Origin of the sequence: Allobosea sp. LjRoot237 (assembly GCF_964253285.1) — a bacterium.
Taxonomy (GTDB): domain Bacteria; phylum Pseudomonadota; class Alphaproteobacteria; order Rhizobiales; family Beijerinckiaceae; genus Allobosea.
This window is the reverse complement of the sequence record NZ_CAXUQP020000001.1, coordinates 3,142,799-3,161,309: the sequence shown is the minus strand read 5'-3', so window position 1 is coordinate 3,161,309 and position 18,511 is coordinate 3,142,799. Positions and strand designations below refer to the sequence as shown.

Below are 18,511 nucleotides of genomic sequence, written 5' to 3'. Positions count from 1 at the left end.
GCATGGCGCTGCGCGCTTCGCGCGGGCACTTCGCCAAGGCGCGCGTGCGGCTGCGCGCCGGCCGGCGCGTTGACAGGCCTCCGGCCAACGCCCAAACACGGGGTCGAACCAGACGAAAAGAGTGCCATGTCGGACGAGCCGGACATCATCTGCGAAACCCGCGGCAGCGCCGGCTTCGTCGTGCTCAACCGGCCGAAGGCGCTGAACGCGCTCAATCTCGTCATGGTGCGCGAGCTGGCCAAGGCGCTGGGTGCCTGGGAGCACGATCCTGCCGTCACGCGCATCGTCGTGACCGGTGCCGGCGAGAAGGCGTTCTGCGCCGGTGGTGACATCCGCAGCCTGCACGATCTCGGCAAGGCCGGACAATATGACGAGATGCTCGCCTTCTGGCGCGAGGAATACATCCTCAACGCCCGTATCCAGAGCTATCCCAAGCCCTATATCGCGCTGGTCGACGGCATCGTCATGGGTGGCGGCGTCGGCCTCTCCCTGCACGGCAGCTACCGCGTCGCCGGCGAGCGCTGGCTCTTCGCCATGCCGGAGGTCGGCATCGGCTTCTTCCCGGATGTCGGCGCGACCTATGCCTTGCCGCGCCTGCCGGATCACGCTGGCACCTATCTCGCCTTGACCGGCGACCGTGTCGGCCAGGCCGATGCGCTGGCGCTTGGGCTCGCGACGCACGCGGTGCCCTCGGCGCGCATGGCCGGGCTCGCCGAGGCACTGACTGGTTCCGAACCGGTCGACGCCGTGATCGCCCGTTTCGCTGGAGATCCCGGGCCGGGCAAGCTCGCGCCGGAGCGGGAGACAATCGCGCATTGCTTCGGTGCGGCGACGCTGCCTGACGTCCTCGGCCGGCTCGATGCCAGGGCGGCTGGCGATGCCTTCGCCGCCAAGGCGCTCGCCACGATCCGGGCGAAGTCGCCGACCAGCGTCGCCATCGCCTTCGAGCAGATGCGCCGCGGCGCCTCGCTGAATCTCGCAGAGGCAATGCAGCTCGAATTCCGCATCGTCTCGCGGATTTCCCGCGGCCATGATTTCTATGAGGGCGTCCGCGCCGTGGTGATCGACAAGGACCAGGCTCCGTCCTGGCGGCCGCAGACGCTGGAAGAGCTCGATCCGGCGGCGGTCGCAGCCTATTTCGCCCCGCTCGGAACGACCGAGCTGGTTGTGGGCGCCTGAGATGGCGGCTTTGCGCGACGGCGAGGTTCTGCGTGGCCCGCGCCCGGCCGGCGAGGCCAGGCGCGGCATACGCTGGCGGCTGCTCCTGGTCTGGCTGCTGCGCCTGCTCTCGGTGGTGTGGATCGGCAAGGGCCTGTACCACTGGGCGATGATCCTCGGCCTCGGACTTTGGCTGGAGCCTGGGCCCGCTTTCGAAGCGCGTCCGCTGACTTTCCAGGCGATCACCGTGTATTTCGCGGTCTTCGATCTCGTCGCCGGCGTCGGCCTCTGGCTGACCGCGACCTGGGGCGGCGTGCTCTGGCTGCTCGCTGCCGTCAGCCAGCTCCTGCTCGGCTTCTTCTTCCCGCGCTGGCTGACGCTGTCGCCCGCTTTGATCGGCACCTATGTCGCATTGATGCTGGCCTATTTCCTGGCGACCTGGGCGGCGGAAAACCAGGACACCTGAGCCCGTCCGCGCGCGTCGAATGCGGCGGGCTGCGGTAAGAAACGCTTTAGCTTAAGAGACTTGCGGTTCATTTTGGATTCACCCAAATGGGTAAATCCCTGATTCATCCTGATATTTAAACTCGTTTTCATCCGCTCTGCCTATGGTGTCTCTCAGAAGCGGACCGGGAGACAAATCCTGGCCGACATGCAACAGGCGGGATATACCATGAAGAGCAATGTAAAGACTGTGGAGCCAGCTGCGGCTGATGAGGTTCAGCTCAAGGTGAAGCCGCTTTACCTTGAGTCCCTCACCTTGGTCGAGCGGCTGCATCGCCGGCTGCTCGACGTCATCAAGGATGAATTCGAGCGCCGTAACCGCGACGACGTCAACAGCGTGCAGGCGCTGCTGCTCTACAATATCGGCGACGCCGAGCTCTCCGCCAGCGAGCTGCGCACCCGCGGCTACTATCTCGGCTCGAACGTCTCCTACAACGTCAAGAAGCTGGTCGAGCTCGGCTTCCTGCACCATGCCCGGTCGCGGATCGACCGTCGTTCGGTGCGCATCAGCCTGACCGACAAGGGCCGCGAGGTGCACAACATCGTCAAGGGCGTCTACGACAAGCATGTCCGCACGGTCGAGCAGATCGGCGGCATCGCGGCCGACGACTTCGAGCGCATGAACAACGCCCTGCTGCGCCTCGAGCGCTTCTGGACCGACCAGATCCGCTACAAGCTGTGACGAGCGGGGCGCTGGCCCCTCGTCCCGAAAGGATTTTCCGCAGTGCGCTTCGGCCCCCCGGGCCGGGATGCGTCGGCGTTTACTTGCTGCCGTCGATCAACATGAGGCGGTCGGAGACGTAGCCGCGGCCATGCTCGGTCTCGACCTGCCATTTCCGGCCTACCTTTGACAAGACCTTGGCCGGTGTGGCGTCCGGCAGATCCTTGCAGGCCTTGCCGGCGCGGTCGCAGAGCGGCGTGCCGCCCTTGATCCAGCAGTCCTGCTGCGTCGTCGAGACGCAGAGCCGGCGGATTTTAGCATCCCCTGTCTCTGCCAGGGCCGGCAGGCCCAGTGAAAAAGCCGCGAGAAAAACAATCGTCCGCATCGTTTCCTCCCTGAGGACAAGGGTAGCTGCTACCTCGCCGCGATCAAACCCACGTGAGCGCGACGCATCGCCGCCCTAAAAATGCCGCGCTCATCATAGGGTGTTAACTCTGGTAAGGGATCGTCCCCAGCGACCGGCGTGGCAGATGCCAGGCCGAAGGGGCGGGTCGCGTCCCGCTCCGATGATATGCGAAGTCCAAAGGGGTACGATCGATGCCGAAACTAAGCCTGACACGTCGCGAGACGGTCCTGGCCCTGTTGTCGAGCGCCGCCGCTGGCGTCAGCCTGCCGGCTTTCGCCCAGCAGGCCGAATGGCGCCAGAGCTATGATGCCGGCGCGCGCAACGCGGTCGCGCGCTCCTCGACGCCGATGCTGTCGCCGGCAGCGCTCGCTGCCACCGAGCAGGCCGTCGAGGCCTATCGGGCGCTCGCCGCGCGCGGCGGTTGGCAGCCTCTCCAGGTCAGCGACAAGCTCGCCGTCGGCTCGCGCGGCGCCAGCGTCGTCGCGCTGCGCCAGCGGTTGATCATCACCGGCGATCTCGATGCCTCCGCCGGCGACAGCAACATCTATGATTCCTATGTCGAGGGCGGCGTGCGGCGGTTCCAGTCGCGCATGGGCCTGTCGACGACCGGCAGCATCAATCGCGCCACGCTCACCGCGCTCAACGTACCTGTCGACCGGCGCATCCGCCAGCTCGAGACCAATATCGTGCGCCTGCGTACCTGGTCGGGCAATCTCGGCAACCGCTATGTCGTCGCCAACATCCCGGCGGCTGCGGTCGAGACGGTCGAGAACGGCCATGTCGCGACCCGCCACGCCGCCGGCGTCGGCAAGATCGATCGCCAGTCGCCGCTGCTGCAGACCAAGATCCCCGAGGTCAATTTCAACCCGACCTGGACGGTTCCCGCTTCGATCATCCGCAAGGATCTGATCCCGAAGATGCAGAAGGAGCCGAGCTACCTGACCGAGAACAAGATCCGCATCATCGGACCGAGCGGCGAAATCCCGCCCGAACGCGTCAACTGGCGCTCGGATGAAGCGACCCGCTATACCTTCCGCCAGGATCCGGGCGGCGAGTTCAATTCGCTCGGCTTCGTGCGCATCAACATTCCGAGCTCGCACGGCGTCTACATGCACGACACGCCGTCGAAGGGCATCTTCGGCGACGATTTCCGCTTCGTCTCCTCCGGCTGCATCCGCGTCCAGAACGTGCGCGACTACATCGCCTTCCTGCTGAAAGAGACGCCCGGCTGGGATCGCGCCAAGATCGACGAGACGATCGCCTCGGGCGAGCGCGTCAATGCCCGCATCGCCAATCCGGTGCCGTGCTACTGGGTCTATGTCACCGCCTGGGCGACGCCCGATGGCGGCGTGCAGTTCCGCGACGACATCTACAACAAGGACGGCCTCGGCCCGGTGCCGGTCGCCAGGCTGGAAGGCGATCAGGACATCTGAGCGCCTCGGCCTGACAATCGACTGCACGACCCGCCGGCAACGGCGGGTCGTTTCGTTTCAGGGACCGGTTCAGTTCGGATGCCCCCCGCAAGCGGCCAGGAAACAAAGGCCGCACCGATCCGCTCGATCAGACCAGGTTGTCGGCGATCAGGAAGCCGAGCAACGAGATGCAGGCCATCACAATCGAGATTTCCAGAAGACTGAACCCCATTGCCACCTCCGCCGCTGTGGAGGGCGACGCAGCTCGCTCGCCTTGGTTCCGCCGCAGCTGCGGCGATTTTGTGATGGCGCCTCTCAGTGCGCCCGCTTCCGCGGCACGGCCGCCGGCGCGGGCTCATCCTCCACCGTCGCCAGATGCCGGCCCGCGAAGTGGAGCACGACATAGCCGATCACCGCCGACAGCGCCGAGCCGGCGAGCACGCCGATCTTGGTCGCGTCGTTGAGCGAGGCATTGGCGGCGAAGGCCAGCGCACCGATGAACAGGCTCATGGTGAAGCCGATGCCGCAGAGCAGCGAGACGCCATAGACCTGCGCCCAGGTCGCCTTGGCCGGCATGGTGCCGAGGCCGAGCCGGACCGCGAGCCAGGCGAAGCCGAAGACGCCGATCTGCTTGCCGAGGAAGAGCCCGAGCACGATGCCGAGCGGCACCGGCGTCAAGAGCAGCGAGGGCGACATGCCGGCGATCGAGACGCCAGCATTGGCGAAGCCGAAGATCGGCACGATGAAATAGGACGACCAGGGATGGAGCCTGTGCTCCAGCACGTGCAACGGCGAATGCTCGGGCTCGTCGCTCTCGGTGCCGTGGCCGCCGAGCGGAATGGTCAGCGCCAGCGCGACGCCGGCGAGCGTGGCGTGGATGCCGGATTTCAGCACGAAGAACCAGAGCAGGGCGCCGATGGCGAGATAGAGCGGCAGCAGGCGGACGCCGCGCAGGTTGAGCGCGATCAGCACGGCGAGGCAGGCGGCAGCACCAGCCAGCATCGGCAGCGAGAGGTTGCCGGAATAGAACAGGGCGATGATCAGGATCGCGCCGAGATCGTCGAGGATGGCGAGCGCGGTCAGGAAGATCTTGAGCGAGACCGGCACGCGCGAGCCGAGGATGGCGAGCACGCCGAGCGCAAAGGCGATGTCGGTGGCGGCAGGGATCGCCCAACCGCGCAATGCCTCGGCATCGCCTTTGGCGAGCGCGGCATAGATCAGGGCAGGCGCGACCATGCCGCCGAGCGCGGCGAGTGCCGGCAGGGCGCGCCGGCTCCATGTCGCGAGCTGGCCCTCGATGAACTCGCGCTTGATCTCCAGCCCGACGAGCAGGAAGAACAGCGCCATCAGCGCATCGTTGATCCAGTGCAGGATCGAGAGGCCCGCGACCTTCGCCTCCAGGATCGTGAAATAGACGACGCCCAGCGCCGAATTTGCGATGATCAGCGCCAGGGCCGCGGAACAGACCAGCAGGACGCCGGCCGCCGCCCCGCTTTCAAGGAAGGCGTGCAGGGGCGAGCGGCGTTTGGGCGGCCATTCCGGAGCCTCGGCTTCGATCTGCTGCGCATCCTGGGTCACGCCGGCATCCCCCTTCGTCTTGTCGCCTCGATATCGCAGGCGCGCTGCGACATCCCGATGTCGATTCTATTGCAGCCGACGGTTGTGCCAATAGGCGGCGAGTCGGCTCACTCGACCTGTGAAATAGAGCAGAGCGGACGCGATTCTGCATTCCATATCGCCGCACTATCGCCCGCGAAGTCGGTCCACGCCACCTCCCAGGGCGGCGATGGCCGTCATGATGGCGAGCAGCACGGCTGTGCCGCCAAAGAGACCAGCATAACCGTAGCCTATGATCAAAGGTGTGCTGAGCAGCGGCGAGCAGAACTGGCCGATGAAGATCGAGGCGGTCAGGATGCCGCCGGCCAGGCCACGCTTCTGCGGCGGTGCGAGGTTGAGGGCGAGGGCGATGAAGCTCGGCGAGACCAGTGCGTAGCCTGCGCCGATCGCCGCGACGGCGCTGAAGATCGCTGGGGGCACCGAGGCAGTGACCAGCAGCAGGAAGCCGAGCGCCATGGCGCCATAGCCCAGCGCGAAGATGCCGGCATAGCCGACCGTGCGCTGGATGCGGGGGTAAAGCAGTGCGAAACCGCCGCCAGCCAGCATCAGCACGCCGAGCGCCGCGCCGGTCATGGTCGCGCTGTCATAGCCTCGCGCATCCAGGAAGAACGACAGCTGCGTCGGCATGATGAAGAAGATCATGTTGGTGATGCCCTGGAGCAGCACCAGCATGGTGAAGAGGAGCCGCCAGGGTCGGCGGTCGTCGCTCTCGCCCGTCATTTTTGGGCCGAAGGCCGGCGACAGGCGCGGCGGATCGACGATGACCAGCCACATCAGCGGCAGGAAGGCGGCCGCCAGGCCGTAGATCGCGAAGGGCAGGCGCGGCGAGATCGTCGCGACCCAGCCGGCGGTGAGGATGAAGACCAGCCCGCCGAGATTGCGGGCCGAGATCTGCAGGCCGGTCAGCGCATTGCGGTCGTCGCCGCTGAAGTAGTCGCCGATCAGCGCCGTTTGCGCCGTCATGATCAGAGCGACAGCGACGCCGAGCACGAGGCGGCTCGCGAAGATCGTCGGCAGGTCCGGTAGGACGAGCCCGGCACAGCCCGAAATCACGAAGAGGACCACGCCAAAGAGCAGCAGCCTGCGGCGCCCGATCCGGTCGGCCGCGAGTCCCGCCAGCGGCGCGCAGATCGCGACGGCGAGCGATGGCGCCGGCACCAAGAGCCGCGTCAGCAGCGCGGCGTTGGGATCATCCGCGAACAGGCGCTCGAGCCCGGGCAGCGCCGGGGCGATCGTCGCATTCGCCATTGTGGTGAGCGATGCAGCCATCAGAAGGGCGATGGCCCGCCGGTCCTGCCAGACCGGGATTTGCTTTGATACGAGAATAGCTTCCATGATTTTTCCTCTTGCCGAAATGATAAGTTCGGCAGAGCGTACAAGTTAAAGCCGACTTGAGGTCAAGCCATGCGTGTTCTCGATATCGGCGAGGTCGCGGAGCGCTCGGGCGTCGTGCCGTCGACCCTGCGCTACTATGAGGAGATCGGCCTGATCGCCTCGCTCGGGCGGCATGGCTTGCGCCGGCAGTTCGATGCCGATGTGCTGCTGAAATTGTCGCTGATCGCCATGGGTAAGGCGGCCGGTTTTTCACTGGAGGAGATCGCCGGCATGTTCGGGCGGGACGGGAAGCCCGACATCCCCCGCGACCAGCTGCGTGTCAGGGCGGATGAGCTGCAGCGGCAGATGGTCGAGTTGCGGACGCTGCGGGATGTCCTGCGCCACGTCGCCGACTGCCCGGCGCCGAGCCATCTGGAGTGCCCGACTTTCCGCAAGCTCATGCAGGCGGCGTCACGCGAGAGGCTGGTTTATCGCCCGTCCCGCAAGTCGCCACGGACACGGTGAACGCACCGCCTCCCGCGGCCATCTATCACTTGGACAGCCTCACATCGCGTGATAGGGACCGCCCACGGGGCGAGGCCGCGATCGGCCGCCGCATTCTTCAGGAGCCGGATATGACCGAAGCCGCGCTGGACAAGCACCTCTCCAACTCCTTCTTCGGCGCCTCGCTTGCCGATGTCGATCCGGAGATCGCCCGCGCCATCGAGCTCGAGCTCGGTCGCCAGCGCGACGAGATCGAGCTGATCGCTTCCGAGAACATCGTCTCGCGCGCCGTGCTGGAAGCGCAGGGCTCGGTGATGACCAACAAATACGCCGAGGGCTATCCGGGTCGGCGTTATTATGGCGGCTGCCAGTTCGTCGACATCGCCGAGAAGCTCGCGATCGAACGCGCCTGCCGCCTGTTCGATTGCCAGTTCGCCAACGTCCAGCCGAACTCCGGCAGCCAGGCCAACCAGGCCGTGTTCATGGCGCTGATGCAGCCGGGCGACACCTTCATGGGCCTCGATCTCGCAGCCGGCGGTCATCTCACCCATGGCGCCCCGGTCAACCAGTCGGGCAAGTGGTTCAAGGTCGTGCCTTACGGCGTCTGCGTCGTCGACCAGATCATCGACTATGACGCGATGGAGCGCCTCGCGGTCGAGAACAAGCCGAAGGTCATCGTCGCCGGCGGCTCGGCCTATGCCCGCCATTGGGACTTCGCCCGCTTCCGCGAGATCGCCGACAAGGTCGGCGCCTATTTCATGGTCGACATCGCCCATTTCGCCGGGCTCGTCGCCGGCGGCGCCCATCCCTCGCCGTTCCCGCACGCCCATGTCGTCACCACCACCACGCACAAGACCCTGCGTGGTCCGCGCGGCGGCATGGTGCTGACCAATGACGAGGCCATCGCCAAGAAGATCAACTCGGCCGTGTTCCCGGGCCTGCAGGGCGGGCCGCTGATGCACGTCATCGCCGCCAAGGCCGTCTCCTTCGAGGAGGCGCTGCGCCCGGAGTTCAAGACCTACGCCCACGCCGTCGTCGCCAACGCCAAGGCGCTCGCCGAGACCCTGAAGAGCAAGGGCTTCGACCTCGTCACCGGCGGCACCGACAACCATCTGATGCTGGTCGACCTGCGCTCGAAGAAGGTCACCGGCAAGGCGGCCGAGGCCGCGCTCGGTCGGGCTCATATCACCTGCAACAAGAACGGCATCCCCTTCGATCCCGAGAAGCCGATGGTGACCTCAGGCATCCGTCTCGGCACGCCGGCGGCGACCTCGCGCGGCTTCGGCGTCGCCGAGTTCAAGAAGGTCGGCGAATTGATCGCCGAGGTGCTCGACGGCCTCGCCGCCAATGGCGAGGAGGGCAATGCTGCGGTCGAGCAGGCGGTCAAGGCCAAGGCCCACGAGCTGACCGCGCGCTTCCCGATCTATTGAGCGAGCTGCGCATCGTTGCCAATTTGTGCTACGGTCGGGCGTAGCGAGGCTGACGATGGCGAAGACGACCAAGATCGAGGAATTGCAGCGAATGGCGGCGGCTGGTTTGAAAACCCTGCCGACCGCGCGTGCCGATTTCGATTTTCTGCGAGATGCCGTCGGCTCGCGCGCTGCGCGCGCGCGTAACGCGGATGATGACCCGGCTGCTTACGTCGCTGAGCTGTTGAGAACGTCGCGCGAGCTCGCCAAGCGTCGCTCGCCGGAAGAAACAGCGGCACTTGAGCGGCAGGTCGAGGAGCGTGAAGGCTGACGTGCGGCCGCCATCGCCAATTCTGATTGTCGATGCCAACATTGTTTTGAGCTCGGCACTCGGTTTGCGAGCAGGTGATGCTCTGGAGTTCGTCGGGCAGCGCCGTCTGCTCGCGATCTCAGAGCGAGCTGTCGCCGAAATCGAACTCGTCGCCAGTCGCTTGGTCGAAGAAGGTCATCCATCCGCCTTGCTCGCCCCCACATTGGTCGAGGTTCTCGTCGTCATTGCCGAAAGCGACTACGGCAGCTTGCTTCCAGAGGCGGCAAAAACCCTGATGCTCGCTCCCGCGTCGCGGAATGGCAGCGCATCAGACGCACACATCCTGGCATTGGCTTGGCAGGCGGAAGCGGATATCTGGTCTCATGATCGCGACTTCGCTGGGACAGGTTGGCCGTCCTGGTCGAGCGCTAATTTGCGGGCCGCTCTGGTGCGCGAAACCATCAAACCGATCGATTGAAAGCCCGCCATGCGCTGTCCCTATTGCGGCTCGCTCGATACCCAGGTGAAGGATTCGCGGCCGACCGACGATCACGCCTCGATCCGGCGCCGGCGCGTCTGTCCCGATTGCGGCGGCCGCTTCACCACCTTCGAGCGCGTGCAGTTGCGCGAGCTCACCGTGGTCAAGCGCTCCGGCCGGCGCACCGTTTTCGATCGCGACAAGCTGCAGACCTCGATCGAGGTGGCGCTGCGCAAGCGCTCCGTCGCGCCCGAGCGGATCGAGCGCATGGTCAACGGCATCGTCCGCCAGCTCGAAAGCTCCGGCGAGGCCGAGATCCAGAGCTCGACCATCGGCGAACTGGTGATGGAAGGGCTGAAGGCGCTCGACGACGTCGCCTATGTCCGCTTTGCCTCGGTCTACAGGAATTTCCGCGAGGCGCGCGATTTCGAGGAGCTGCTCGGCCAGCTCGGCGGCGACGAGATCGACACCGATACCAAGCCGGCGCCTGCTCGCGACGATGCCTGACCAGGACGAGATCGACCGCGCCTTCATGGCGCGGGCGCTGGAGCTCGGCGCGCGCGGGCTCGGCCAGACCTGGCCGAATCCCAGCGTGGGCGCCGTGGTCGTGCGCGATGGGCCGGATGGGCCCGTGGTCGTCGGCGAGGGCCGCACGCAGCCGGGTGGCCGCCCGCATGGCGAGGCGATGGCCTTCGAGCAGGCCGGCACAGCCGCGAGCGGCGGCACGCTCTACGTCACGCTGGAGCCCTGCTCGCACCGCACGATCCGCGGCGGCACGCCTTGCGTCGAGCGCACTTTGCTCGCCGGCGTCAGGCGGGTCGTCTCCGCCATGGCCGATCCCAATCCGCAGATCGCCGGGCTCAGCCATGCCCTGCTGCGCATGGCGGGCGTGGAGGTCACGGTCGGCGTACTCGAAGGCCAGGCGCAGCGCAGCCATCGCGGCCATGTGCTGCGGGTGACTGAGGGGCGGCCTATGGTGACCTTCAAGGTCGCGCGCACGGCGGACGGCTTCGCCGGCGGGGCAGGGGGCGCCCGTCTCGCCATCTCCTGCCCGGAATCGGGCGAGTGGGTGCATCGCCTGCGTGTCAGCCATGACGCGATCATGCTCGGCATCGGCAGCGTCCTCGCCGACGATCCGCTGCTGACCGTGCGCCTGCCCGGGCTCGAGATCCGCTCGCCGATCCGCGTCGTGCTCGATTCATCGCTGCGCCTGCCGCTCAGCGCCAAATTGGTGCAGGGAGCCACGACCGTGCCGCTTTGGGTGATCGCGGCCGAGGATGCGCCGGTCGCGGCCGAGGAGAAGCTGGTTGCCGCCGGCGCCGAGGTCATGCGCGTCTCCCGCGCCGCCGATGGCCATCTCGACCTCGGCGAGGCGCTGCGCCTCCTGGCGACGCGCGGCATCACCCGTGTCTTCTCCGAAGGTGGTCCGACCATCGGCGAACAGCTGGCGTTGCAAGGCTTCGCCGACGAGGTCATCGTCTCGACGTCGCCGAAGCCGCTCGGCGGCGAGGGCATCGTCGCCGTCAGGCCAGAGCTTGCGGCTTTGCTTGCCGATCCCGAGATTTACGCCGTTACCGAAGCCGGGCAGATCGGCTGCGACCGTTTCGAACGTTTCACGAGGATTGCCTGATGTTCACCGGCATCGTCACCGCCATCGGCACCGTCACCCGCGCCGAGAGCAAGGGCCCCAGCCTCAAGCAGTTCGACATTTCCTGTCCCTGGGAAGCATCCGGCATCGAGATCGGCGCCTCGATCTGCTGCGCCGGCGTCTGCCTGACCGTGACGGCGCTGAACCCGCGCCAGGATGGCGAGCCGGGCAGCACATTCCAGGTCGAGGCGGCGGCCGAGACTCTGGCGAAGACGTCGGTCGGCGAGTGGGCGCCTGGCACCAAGATCAATCTCGAACGCTCGCTCAAGATGGGCGACGAGCTCGGCGGCCATCTCGTCACCGGCCATGTCGACGGCGTCGGCAGGATCCTGAAGATCGACGAGATCGCAGCTGACCCGAACGAACCCTGGGGCGCGACGGCGCGCTTCCATATCCGCGCCCCGCAAGGGCTCGCCCGCTTCATCGCCGCCAAGGGCTCGATCTGCCTCGACGGGACATCGCTGACGGTCAACACCGTCGAGGACGATGTCTTCACCGTGCTCCTGATCCCGCACTCCTTCAGCGTCACCACCTGGGGCGAGCGCAGCAAGGGGGACGGCGTCCATGTCGAGGTCGATCTGATGGCGCGGTATGCCGCGCGGCTTGCGGAGGCGCGCCCGGGCGGCTAACCAGCGTCCTCAATCCCAGACGAGGACTTCATCATGGCCGGACCCCGGCAATCATCGGCTGTTTCGGTCGCTTCGCTCGAGGGCGCGCGCGTGCTCGTCGTCGAGGCGCGCTTTTATGACGGCCTCGCCGACGAACTCCTGGCCGGGGCGCTCGCCGTGCTGGAGAAGGCGGGCTGCCGCGTCGACCGCGTCACCGTTCCCGGTGCGCTCGAAATCCCCTCCGCCATCGTCATCGGCCTGCGCGCCGCCGACGAGTCTGTCGATCCCTATGAAGCTGTGGTCGCGCTCGGCACCGTCATTCGCGGCGAGACCGGCCATTACGACATCGTCGCCGGCGAAAGCTCGCGCGCCTTGATGGACCTCTCGGTCGCGTTTGCCCTGCCGCTCGGCAACGGCATCCTCACCGTCGAGAACGACGCCCAGGCCTGGGCTCGCGCCAACCGCATCGAGATGGACAAGGGCGGCGGGGCGGCGGAAGCTGCGCTCGCGGTGCTGCGTTACAAGCGCTCGCTGGCGGAGGAGTCGAAATGAGCCGCTCCGAGATGCGCCGCGGCGCCCGGCTCTCGGCCGTGCAGGCGCTCTATGAGATGGAGATCGGCGGACGCGGCGTAGTCGAGGCCATGGCCGAGTTCGAGGCCTTCTGGATCGGCAAGGAGGTCGAGGATATCGAGCTCCCCAAGGCCGAGATCGCCTTTTTCCGCGACCTGCTCGGCGGCGTGGTGCGCGAGCAGCGTCTGGTCGACCGCTCGGTCGACGAGACGCTGGCCTCCGGCTGGCCACTGAAGCGCGTCGAGGCGGTGGTCCGCGCCATCCTGCGTGCCGGTGCCTATGAGCTCGCCTTCCGCAAGGACGTGCCGGCCCGCGCCGTGATCTCGGAATATGTCGCGGTCGCCCGCTCCTTCTACGAGGGCGAGGAGGTCGGCATGGTCAACGCGGTGCTCGACAAGCTGGCCCGCGACGTCCGTGCCGAGGAATTCGACGCGCCGGCAGCTTGATGGAAAGCTTCGTGAACGGAGCGCCGATCCGCCACCGCATTCCCTCCCTCCGCTTGCGGTGGGGAGGGTTAGGGTGGGGGGCCGGAAAGCCGGAGTTCCGTCCGGATTCGTCGTGCCGAGCGGTACTGCCCCCCACCCCAGCCCTCCCCACCGCAAGCGGGGGGAGGGAGTTCAGGTGCGCCTCGTCATGAGCGAAGTGGGCGAATTCGAGCTGATCGCCCGTTATTTCGCGCCGATCGCCGGTCGCGACGGGCTCGGCCTCGTCGATGATGCGGCCCTGCTGCGCCCGGCCCGCGGCTATGAGCTCGTCGTCACGGCGGATGCACTCGTCGCTGGCGTCCACTTCTTCCCGGACGATCCGCCGGCCTCGATCGGCCGCAAGGCCCTCGCCGTCAATCTCTCCGATCTCGCTGCCAAGGGCGCAAGGCCCGACGGCTTCGTGCTGACGCTGGCCTTGCCGAAAGGCTGGACCGAAGCCTGGCTCGCCGGCCTGGCCGAAGGGCTCGGCGCCATGGCGGGCGAGGGCGTTTGCCCGCTGATCGGCGGCGACACCGTCTCGACGCCGGGACCGCTGATGCTCTCGATCACCGCCTTCGGCAGCGTCCCGGCCGGCCGCATGGTGCTGCGCTCCGGGGCGAAGCCGGGCGACATCATCGCCGTCACCGGTACGATCGGCGATGGCGCACTCGGGCTGAAGGCGCATGGCCCGGATCGGCCGGCCTGGGTCGGCAGGCTCGCCGAAGCCGACCGGGCCTTCCTCGCCGACCGCTATCTGCATCCGCAGCCCCGTATCGCATTCGCCGCTGCTCTGCAGGGCCACGCGTCGGCCGCGATGGACATCTCCGACGGTCTGGTCGGTGACCTCGCCAAGCTGCTGGCAGCTTCGAAGGCCGGCGCCGAGATCGATCTCGATGCCGTGCCGCTCTCGCCCGCGGCCCGCACTGCCGTCATGGCCGATCCCGCGCTGGCGGAGCTGGCCTGGACCGGCGGGGACGACTACGAAATTCTCTGTACGGTTCCGGAAGGAGAATATCCTTCTCTGGCTGCTGCCGCCGAAGCGGCGGGCCTCGATCTCGCGTGCATCGGGCGGGTCACGGCCGAGGCCGGGAGCGTGCGCTATACCGAAGCGGGCCGGCCGCGAACTTTCGCACGCGGCTCCTTCGCTCATTTCTGACGGCGGCCGCGTGGCCGCGAAGGGCGGCCGCTGCGATGAACCAGCATGTTCCGGTGATGGATGGCGACGTCCTCGCCAAGCGCAACGCGCTGGTGCTTTCCGGCGCCCAGGCGCTCGGCGGTGCCAGCCCGGCGATCGTGATCTCGCTCGGCGGCATCGTCGGCTCGCAACTGGTCTCCAACCAGGCCTTCGCCACCGTCCCGGTCAGCCTGATGCAACTCGGCCTCGCCGCCGGCGTGATCCCGGCCGCGTTCATGATGCGCCGGCTCGGCCGCCGCAGCGGCTATGTCATCGGCGCGCTGCTCGGCGCGGTTGGGGCCGCCATTGCCGCAGCCGGCGTGGCCGAGCGCCTGTTCTGGCTGTTCTGCCTTGGCACGTTCCTCTGCGGGCTCTACGGCTCCTATGTCCAGAGCTACCGCTTCGCCGCCGCCGACACGGCGAGCGAGAGCTTCAAGCCCCGGGCCATCTCCTGGGTGATGATCGGCGGGCTGGCGGCAGCGGTGATCGGCCCGCAATCGGTCTATTGGACGCGCGACCTGACGCCGACTGCGCCTTTCGCGGCTAGCTTTTTGGCGCAGGGCGCGCTCGCCTTGTTAGCGATCAGCGTCGTGCTGGCGCTGCGCGCTCCGCCGGTGACGCAGGCGAAGTCGAGCGGCGGGCGGCCGCTTTCCGTGATCATGCGCCAGCCGAAGTTCATTGCCTCGGTGATCGCTGCACTCGTCAGCTACGGGCTGATGAGCTTCGTCATGACGGCGGCGCCTCTCGCCATGGTCGGCTGCGGCCACAGCGTCGGCGATGCGGCGCTCGGCATCCAGTGGCATGTGCTCGCCATGTTCGCGCCGAGCTTCTTCACCGGCCGCCTGATCGCCCGCTTCGGCAAGGAGAGGCTCACCGCCGCCGGCCTGGTACTGACCGCGCTCGCGGCCGTGGTCGGCCTCAATGGCCTCAGCGTCGCGCATTTCTGGATCGTGCTCGTCCTGCTCGGGGTCGGCTGGAATTTCGGGTTCATCGGCGCGACCGCGCTGGTCACCGACTGCTACCGGCCGGAAGAACGGGTCAAGGTCCAGGCCGCCAACGACTTCCTCGTCTTCGGCTCGGTCGCGATCGCCTCCTTCTCCTCCGGCGGCCTGCTCAGCGCCGGCGGCTGGGACAGCGTCAACTGGCTGGTCTTCCCGCCGGTCGCGATCGCCCTGGCGCTGGTCGCCTGGCAGGCCATGGGCAGGCGGGCTGTGGCCAGCGCCAGCTGACGCTCAGACGGGCCAGCCTTCCTTTGGCCAATCACGAGCGCTGTGGATCACGCGGAGCACGACGAGCCTGTCGTCGTCGAGGGCATAGGCGATGATCCAGGGCAGGCCGGACACCGTCTTCTCATAGGTGCCGGTGACCCGGCCTGGCCGCCCGATCGGGCGCTCTGCCAGCAGCCGTGCTGCCCGATCGATCGCCACGGCGGCGCGCCGGGCGGCCGCTTGATCCTCGGTCGCGATCCGCGCAATGGCGCGTTCGAAATCATCGAGAGCCGCAACAGACCAGAGGAGCGACCGCATCAGCGCTCGCCGGTGCCAGCCTTGTCGATGCTCTCGGCGATGCGAGCCATCGCCTCGTCATGCCCGACGAGGCGCCCGGCCTGGAGGTCATCGAGGCCCTGCTCGATCCCTTCAACGATCGCGGCTTCGCGGGCGACATAGGCCGCGATCGCTTCTCCCGCGAGGAAGGAGGGCGTACGTCGCGTCGCCTGCGCCAGCCGGCCGAGCTTGTCCTTGACCTCTTCTGGGAGGCGGACCGTCATCGTTGTCGTCGCCATATGTCGTCCTCCGCTTTGTGTACAATGTGCACTTTGTGAGTGTTTGTGTCATGAGCAAGGTAGGATGGCCTGACATCTTTTCCGTTTTGTCAGCCGAGCCGTTTGCGATTCTGGCGGAAACTGGGCAACAATCTCGCCAACACTGGTGATCGGCGCTGCGGGCCTGATTCTTTGTGAGGCCTGGCGGAGCCGTTCCCTGCGTTCAACAACCCGGAAAACCGGGATCCGTCGGGGCGTCCTGCCTCGGATGACGAATTCTCAGGGATAGGAAATTCGATGTCGGCCTTGCTCATCATCATACTCTTGAGTGCGTTATCGATCGTCTACGGCCTATGGGCCTATGGCGACGTGATGAAACGCGATGCCGGCAACCAGCGCATGCAGGAGATTTCCGGCGCGGTGGCAGAGGGCGCGCAGGCCTATCTCAAGCGCCAATACGTCACCATCGCCATGGTCGGTGTCGTGCTCTTTGCGATCCTGACCTATCTGCTCGGCGCCTATGTCGGCATCGGCTTCCTGATCGGCGCCGTGCTTTCCGGGCTCGCCGGCTTCATCGGCATGAACGTCTCGGTGCGCGCCAATGTCCGCACTGCGCAAGCGGCGATGAAGTCGCTCGGCGACGGCCTCGACGTCGCCTTCAAGGCGGGCGCGGTCACCGGCATGCTGGTCGCCGGCCTCGCTCTGCTCGGCGTCGCCGTCTACTACGGCTTCCTGACCTCGATGCAGGGCTTCGCTCCGTCGAGCCGCGTCGTCATCGACTCGCTCGTCGCGCTCGGCTTCGGCGCTTCGCTGATCTCGATCTTCGCCCGTCTCGGCGGCGGCATCTTCACCAAGGGTGCCGATGTCGGCGCCGACCTCGTCGGCAAGGTCGAGGCCGGTATCCCCGAGGACGATCCGCGCAACCCGGCCACCATCGCCGACAATGTCGGCGACAATGTCGGCGACTGCGCCGGCATGGCGGCCGACCTGTTCGAGACCTATGCGGTGACGCTGGTCGCGACCATGGTACTCGCCGCGATCTTCTTCGCCGGCCAGCCCACGCTCGGCACGATGATGCTCTACCCGATGGCGATCGGCGCGGCCTGCGTCGTCACCTCGATCATCGGCTCCTTCTTCGTCAAGCTTAGCGCCAACCAGTCGATCATGGGCGCGCTCTACAAGGGCTTCATCGCCGCCGGCGTGCTTTCGGTCGCCGCGATCGCGGCGGTCAACTACCTGATGTTCGGCGGCTTTGCGGCGTCGTTCACCACCGGGCAGGGCGTCACCTTCACCTCGGGCGCCCTGTTCGGCTGCGCGCTGGTCGGCCTGGTGGTGACGCTGCTGATCGTCGTCATCACGGAATACTACACCGGCACCGGCAAGCGCCCGGTCGTCTCGATCGCCCAGGCCTCGGTCACCGGCCACGGCACCAACGTCATCCAGGGCCTCGCGGTCTCCTTGGAATCGACCGCGATGCCGACCATCGTGATCATCGCCGGCATCATCGTCTCCTACAGCCTCGCCGGCCTGTTCGGCATCGCCATCGCGACCACGGCGATGCTGGCCCTCGCGGGCGTCGTCGTGGCGCTCGACGCCTTCGGCCCGGTCACCGACAATGCCGGCGGAATCGCCGAGATGGCCGGCCTGCCCAAGGAGGTCCGCCACTCCACCGACGCCCTCGATGCGGTCGGCAACACCACCAAGGCCATCACCAAGGGCTATGCCATCGGCTCGGCCGGCCTCGGCGCCCTGGTGCTGTTCGCCGCCTACACCTCGGACCTCAACTTCTTCGTGGCCGAGGCCAACAAGGCGGGTTCGACGACCTTCCAGTACTTCAAGGGTGTCGTCGTCGATTTCTCGCTGTCGAACCCCTATGTCGTCGTCGGCCTGCTGCTCGGCGGCCTGATCCCCTTCCTCTTTGCCGGCATGGGCATGACCGCGGTCGGTCGCGCCGCCGGCTCGGTGGTCGAGGAGGTGCGCCGCCAGTTCAAGGAGAAGCCCGGCATCATGGAAGGCACGGAGCGGCCCGATTACGGCCGCGCCGTCGACATGCTGACCAAGGCGGCGATCAAGGAGATGATCGTTCCCTCGCTGCTGCCGGTGCTGGCGCCGATCGTGACCTTCTTCGTCATCAACGCCATCGCCGGCAAGAACCAGGCCTTCGCCGCCGTCGGCGCCATGCTGATGGGCGTGATCGTCACCGGCATCTTCGTCGCGATCTCGATGACCTCGGGCGGCGGCGCCTGGGACAACGCCAAGAAGAGCTTCGAGGACGGCTTTGTCGACAAGGACGGCGTGCGCCATCTCAAGGGCTCGGAGGCCCACAAGGCCTCGGTCACCGGCGACACCGTCGGCGACCCCTACAAGGACACGGCGGGCCCCGCCGTGAACCCGGCGATCAAGATCACCAACATCATCGCGCTCTTGCTGCTCGCCATCCTGGCGCATTCCTGAGCGCGCGAGCAGCCTGATCAAGCACGAGCCCCGCGGAGCGATCCGCGGGGTTTTTCTT

20 protein-coding genes and 1 pseudogene are annotated in these 18,511 nt (G+C 67.0%); 16 read left to right on the top strand and 5 right to left on the bottom strand.

The window, feature by feature from the left end:
* Positions 1–126 precede the first annotated feature (126 nt).
* The 3 genes from ACSQ24_RS15375 (at position 127) to ldtR (ending at position 2,344) form a co-directional block, all read left to right on the top strand.
* Positions 127–1,179, top strand: a complete 1,053-nt coding sequence (locus ACSQ24_RS15375) for an enoyl-CoA hydratase/isomerase family protein (RefSeq protein WP_436095512.1) — start codon at positions 127–129, stop codon at positions 1,177–1,179.
* Between the two features lies 1 nt (position 1,180).
* Entirely contained in the window at positions 1,181–1,624 is a 444-nt protein-coding gene (locus ACSQ24_RS15370) for a DUF6163 family protein (RefSeq protein WP_436095511.1), read from the top strand.
* A 207-nt stretch (positions 1,625–1,831) separates the two neighbouring features.
* Positions 1,832–2,344 carry a transcriptional regulator LdtR gene (gene ldtR, locus ACSQ24_RS15365; RefSeq protein WP_186420735.1) on the top strand — a complete coding sequence of 171 codons (513 nt, stop codon included), beginning with the start codon at positions 1,832–1,834 and terminating at the stop codon, positions 2,342–2,344.
* A gap of 79 nt (positions 2,345–2,423) precedes the next feature.
* Here the strand turns inward: ldtR and ACSQ24_RS15360 are convergent, their stop codons facing one another.
* Positions 2,424–2,708: a hypothetical protein gene (locus ACSQ24_RS15360; RefSeq protein ID WP_436095510.1), complete on the bottom strand. Its 285-nt coding sequence runs from the start codon at positions 2,706–2,708 to the stop codon at positions 2,424–2,426.
* A gap of 212 nt (positions 2,709–2,920) precedes the next feature.
* Between ACSQ24_RS15360 and ACSQ24_RS15355 the strand changes: the two genes are divergently transcribed.
* Positions 2,921–4,162, top strand: a complete 1,242-nt coding sequence (locus ACSQ24_RS15355) for a L,D-transpeptidase family protein (RefSeq protein WP_436095509.1) — start codon at positions 2,921–2,923, stop codon at positions 4,160–4,162.
* A gap of 294 nt (positions 4,163–4,456) precedes the next feature.
* Here ACSQ24_RS15355 and nhaA read toward each other — a convergent pair whose 3' ends face one another.
* Both nhaA and ACSQ24_RS15345 read right to left on the bottom strand, forming a co-directional pair.
* Complete coding sequence (gene nhaA, locus ACSQ24_RS15350) at positions 4,457–5,719, bottom strand: Na+/H+ antiporter NhaA (RefSeq protein WP_436095508.1); 1,263 nt, start codon at positions 5,717–5,719, stop codon at positions 4,457–4,459.
* 165 nt (positions 5,720–5,884) lie between these two features.
* Positions 5,885–7,093: an MFS transporter gene (locus ACSQ24_RS15345; protein WP_436095507.1), complete on the bottom strand. Its 1,209-nt coding sequence runs from the start codon at positions 7,091–7,093 to the stop codon at positions 5,885–5,887.
* 69 nt (positions 7,094–7,162) lie between these two features.
* Here ACSQ24_RS15345 and ACSQ24_RS15340 point away from each other — a divergent pair, with 69 nt between their 5' ends.
* The 11 genes and pseudogenes from ACSQ24_RS15340 to ACSQ24_RS15290 all read left to right on the top strand — a co-directional run bounded on the left by ACSQ24_RS15340 (position 7,163) and on the right by ACSQ24_RS15290 (position 15,466).
* A complete protein-coding gene (locus ACSQ24_RS15340; protein WP_436095506.1) occupies positions 7,163–7,597 on the top strand; it encodes a helix-turn-helix domain-containing protein in 435 nt (144 codons plus the stop codon).
* A gap of 110 nt (positions 7,598–7,707) precedes the next feature.
* Complete coding sequence (gene glyA / locus ACSQ24_RS15335) at positions 7,708–9,006, top strand: serine hydroxymethyltransferase (protein ID WP_436095505.1); 1,299 nt, start codon at positions 7,708–7,710, stop codon at positions 9,004–9,006.
* A 55-nt stretch (positions 9,007–9,061) separates the two neighbouring features.
* Complete coding sequence (locus ACSQ24_RS15330; RefSeq protein WP_436095504.1) at positions 9,062–9,316, top strand: hypothetical protein; 255 nt, start codon at positions 9,062–9,064, stop codon at positions 9,314–9,316.
* Complete coding sequence (locus ACSQ24_RS15325) at positions 9,306–9,773, top strand: PIN domain-containing protein (RefSeq protein ID WP_436095503.1); 468 nt, start codon at positions 9,306–9,308, stop codon at positions 9,771–9,773. Before ACSQ24_RS15330 ends, ACSQ24_RS15325 begins: the two co-directional genes overlap by 11 nt.
* A 9-nt stretch (positions 9,774–9,782) precedes the next feature.
* A pseudogene (gene nrdR / locus ACSQ24_RS15320) lies at positions 9,783–10,343 on the top strand (transcriptional regulator NrdR); the annotation flags it as partial.
* Positions 10,306–11,403 carry a bifunctional diaminohydroxyphosphoribosylaminopyrimidine deaminase/5-amino-6-(5-phosphoribosylamino)uracil reductase RibD gene (gene ribD, locus ACSQ24_RS15315; protein WP_436095502.1) on the top strand — a complete coding sequence of 366 codons (1,098 nt, stop codon included), beginning with the start codon at positions 10,306–10,308 and terminating at the stop codon, positions 11,401–11,403. The pseudogene nrdR and the gene ribD, both read left to right, overlap by 38 nt.
* Complete coding sequence (locus ACSQ24_RS15310) at positions 11,403–12,050, top strand: riboflavin synthase (RefSeq protein WP_436095501.1); 648 nt, start codon at positions 11,403–11,405, stop codon at positions 12,048–12,050. Before ribD ends, ACSQ24_RS15310 begins: the two co-directional genes overlap by 1 nt.
* Positions 12,051–12,083: 33 nt before the next feature.
* The gene (gene ribH, locus ACSQ24_RS15305; protein ID WP_436095500.1) at positions 12,084–12,581 is read left to right on the top strand and encodes a 6,7-dimethyl-8-ribityllumazine synthase; all 498 of its coding nucleotides are present in this window, start codon (positions 12,084–12,086) and stop codon (positions 12,579–12,581) included.
* Positions 12,578–13,045 (top strand): transcription antitermination factor NusB, encoded by a 468-nt coding sequence (nusB, locus tag ACSQ24_RS15300; protein WP_436095499.1) that lies wholly within the window; start codon positions 12,578–12,580, stop codon positions 13,043–13,045. Before ribH ends, nusB begins: the two co-directional genes overlap by 4 nt.
* A 187-nt stretch (positions 13,046–13,232) precedes the next feature.
* Complete coding sequence (gene thiL, locus ACSQ24_RS15295; RefSeq protein WP_436095498.1) at positions 13,233–14,219, top strand: thiamine-phosphate kinase; 987 nt, start codon at positions 13,233–13,235, stop codon at positions 14,217–14,219.
* Positions 14,220–14,254: 35 nt separating this feature from the next.
* The gene (locus ACSQ24_RS15290) at positions 14,255–15,466 is read left to right on the top strand and encodes an MFS transporter (protein ID WP_436095497.1); all 1,212 of its coding nucleotides are present in this window, start codon (positions 14,255–14,257) and stop codon (positions 15,464–15,466) included.
* 3 nt (positions 15,467–15,469) lie between these two features.
* Here the strand turns inward: ACSQ24_RS15290 and ACSQ24_RS15285 are convergent, their stop codons facing one another.
* Both ACSQ24_RS15285 and ACSQ24_RS15280 read right to left on the bottom strand, forming a co-directional pair.
* Positions 15,470–15,763: a type II toxin-antitoxin system RelE/ParE family toxin gene (locus tag ACSQ24_RS15285; protein ID WP_436095496.1), complete on the bottom strand. Its 294-nt coding sequence runs from the start codon at positions 15,761–15,763 to the stop codon at positions 15,470–15,472.
* Positions 15,763–16,020 (bottom strand): CopG family ribbon-helix-helix protein, encoded by a 258-nt coding sequence (locus ACSQ24_RS15280; protein WP_436095495.1) that lies wholly within the window; start codon positions 16,018–16,020, stop codon positions 15,763–15,765. Before ACSQ24_RS15280 ends, ACSQ24_RS15285 begins: the two co-directional genes overlap by 1 nt.
* A 276-nt stretch (positions 16,021–16,296) precedes the next feature.
* Here ACSQ24_RS15280 and ACSQ24_RS15275 point away from each other — a divergent pair, with 276 nt between their 5' ends.
* Complete coding sequence (locus ACSQ24_RS15275) at positions 16,297–18,453, top strand: sodium-translocating pyrophosphatase (protein WP_436095494.1); 2,157 nt, start codon at positions 16,297–16,299, stop codon at positions 18,451–18,453.
* The last annotated feature ends 58 nt before the right edge of the window (positions 18,454–18,511 follow it).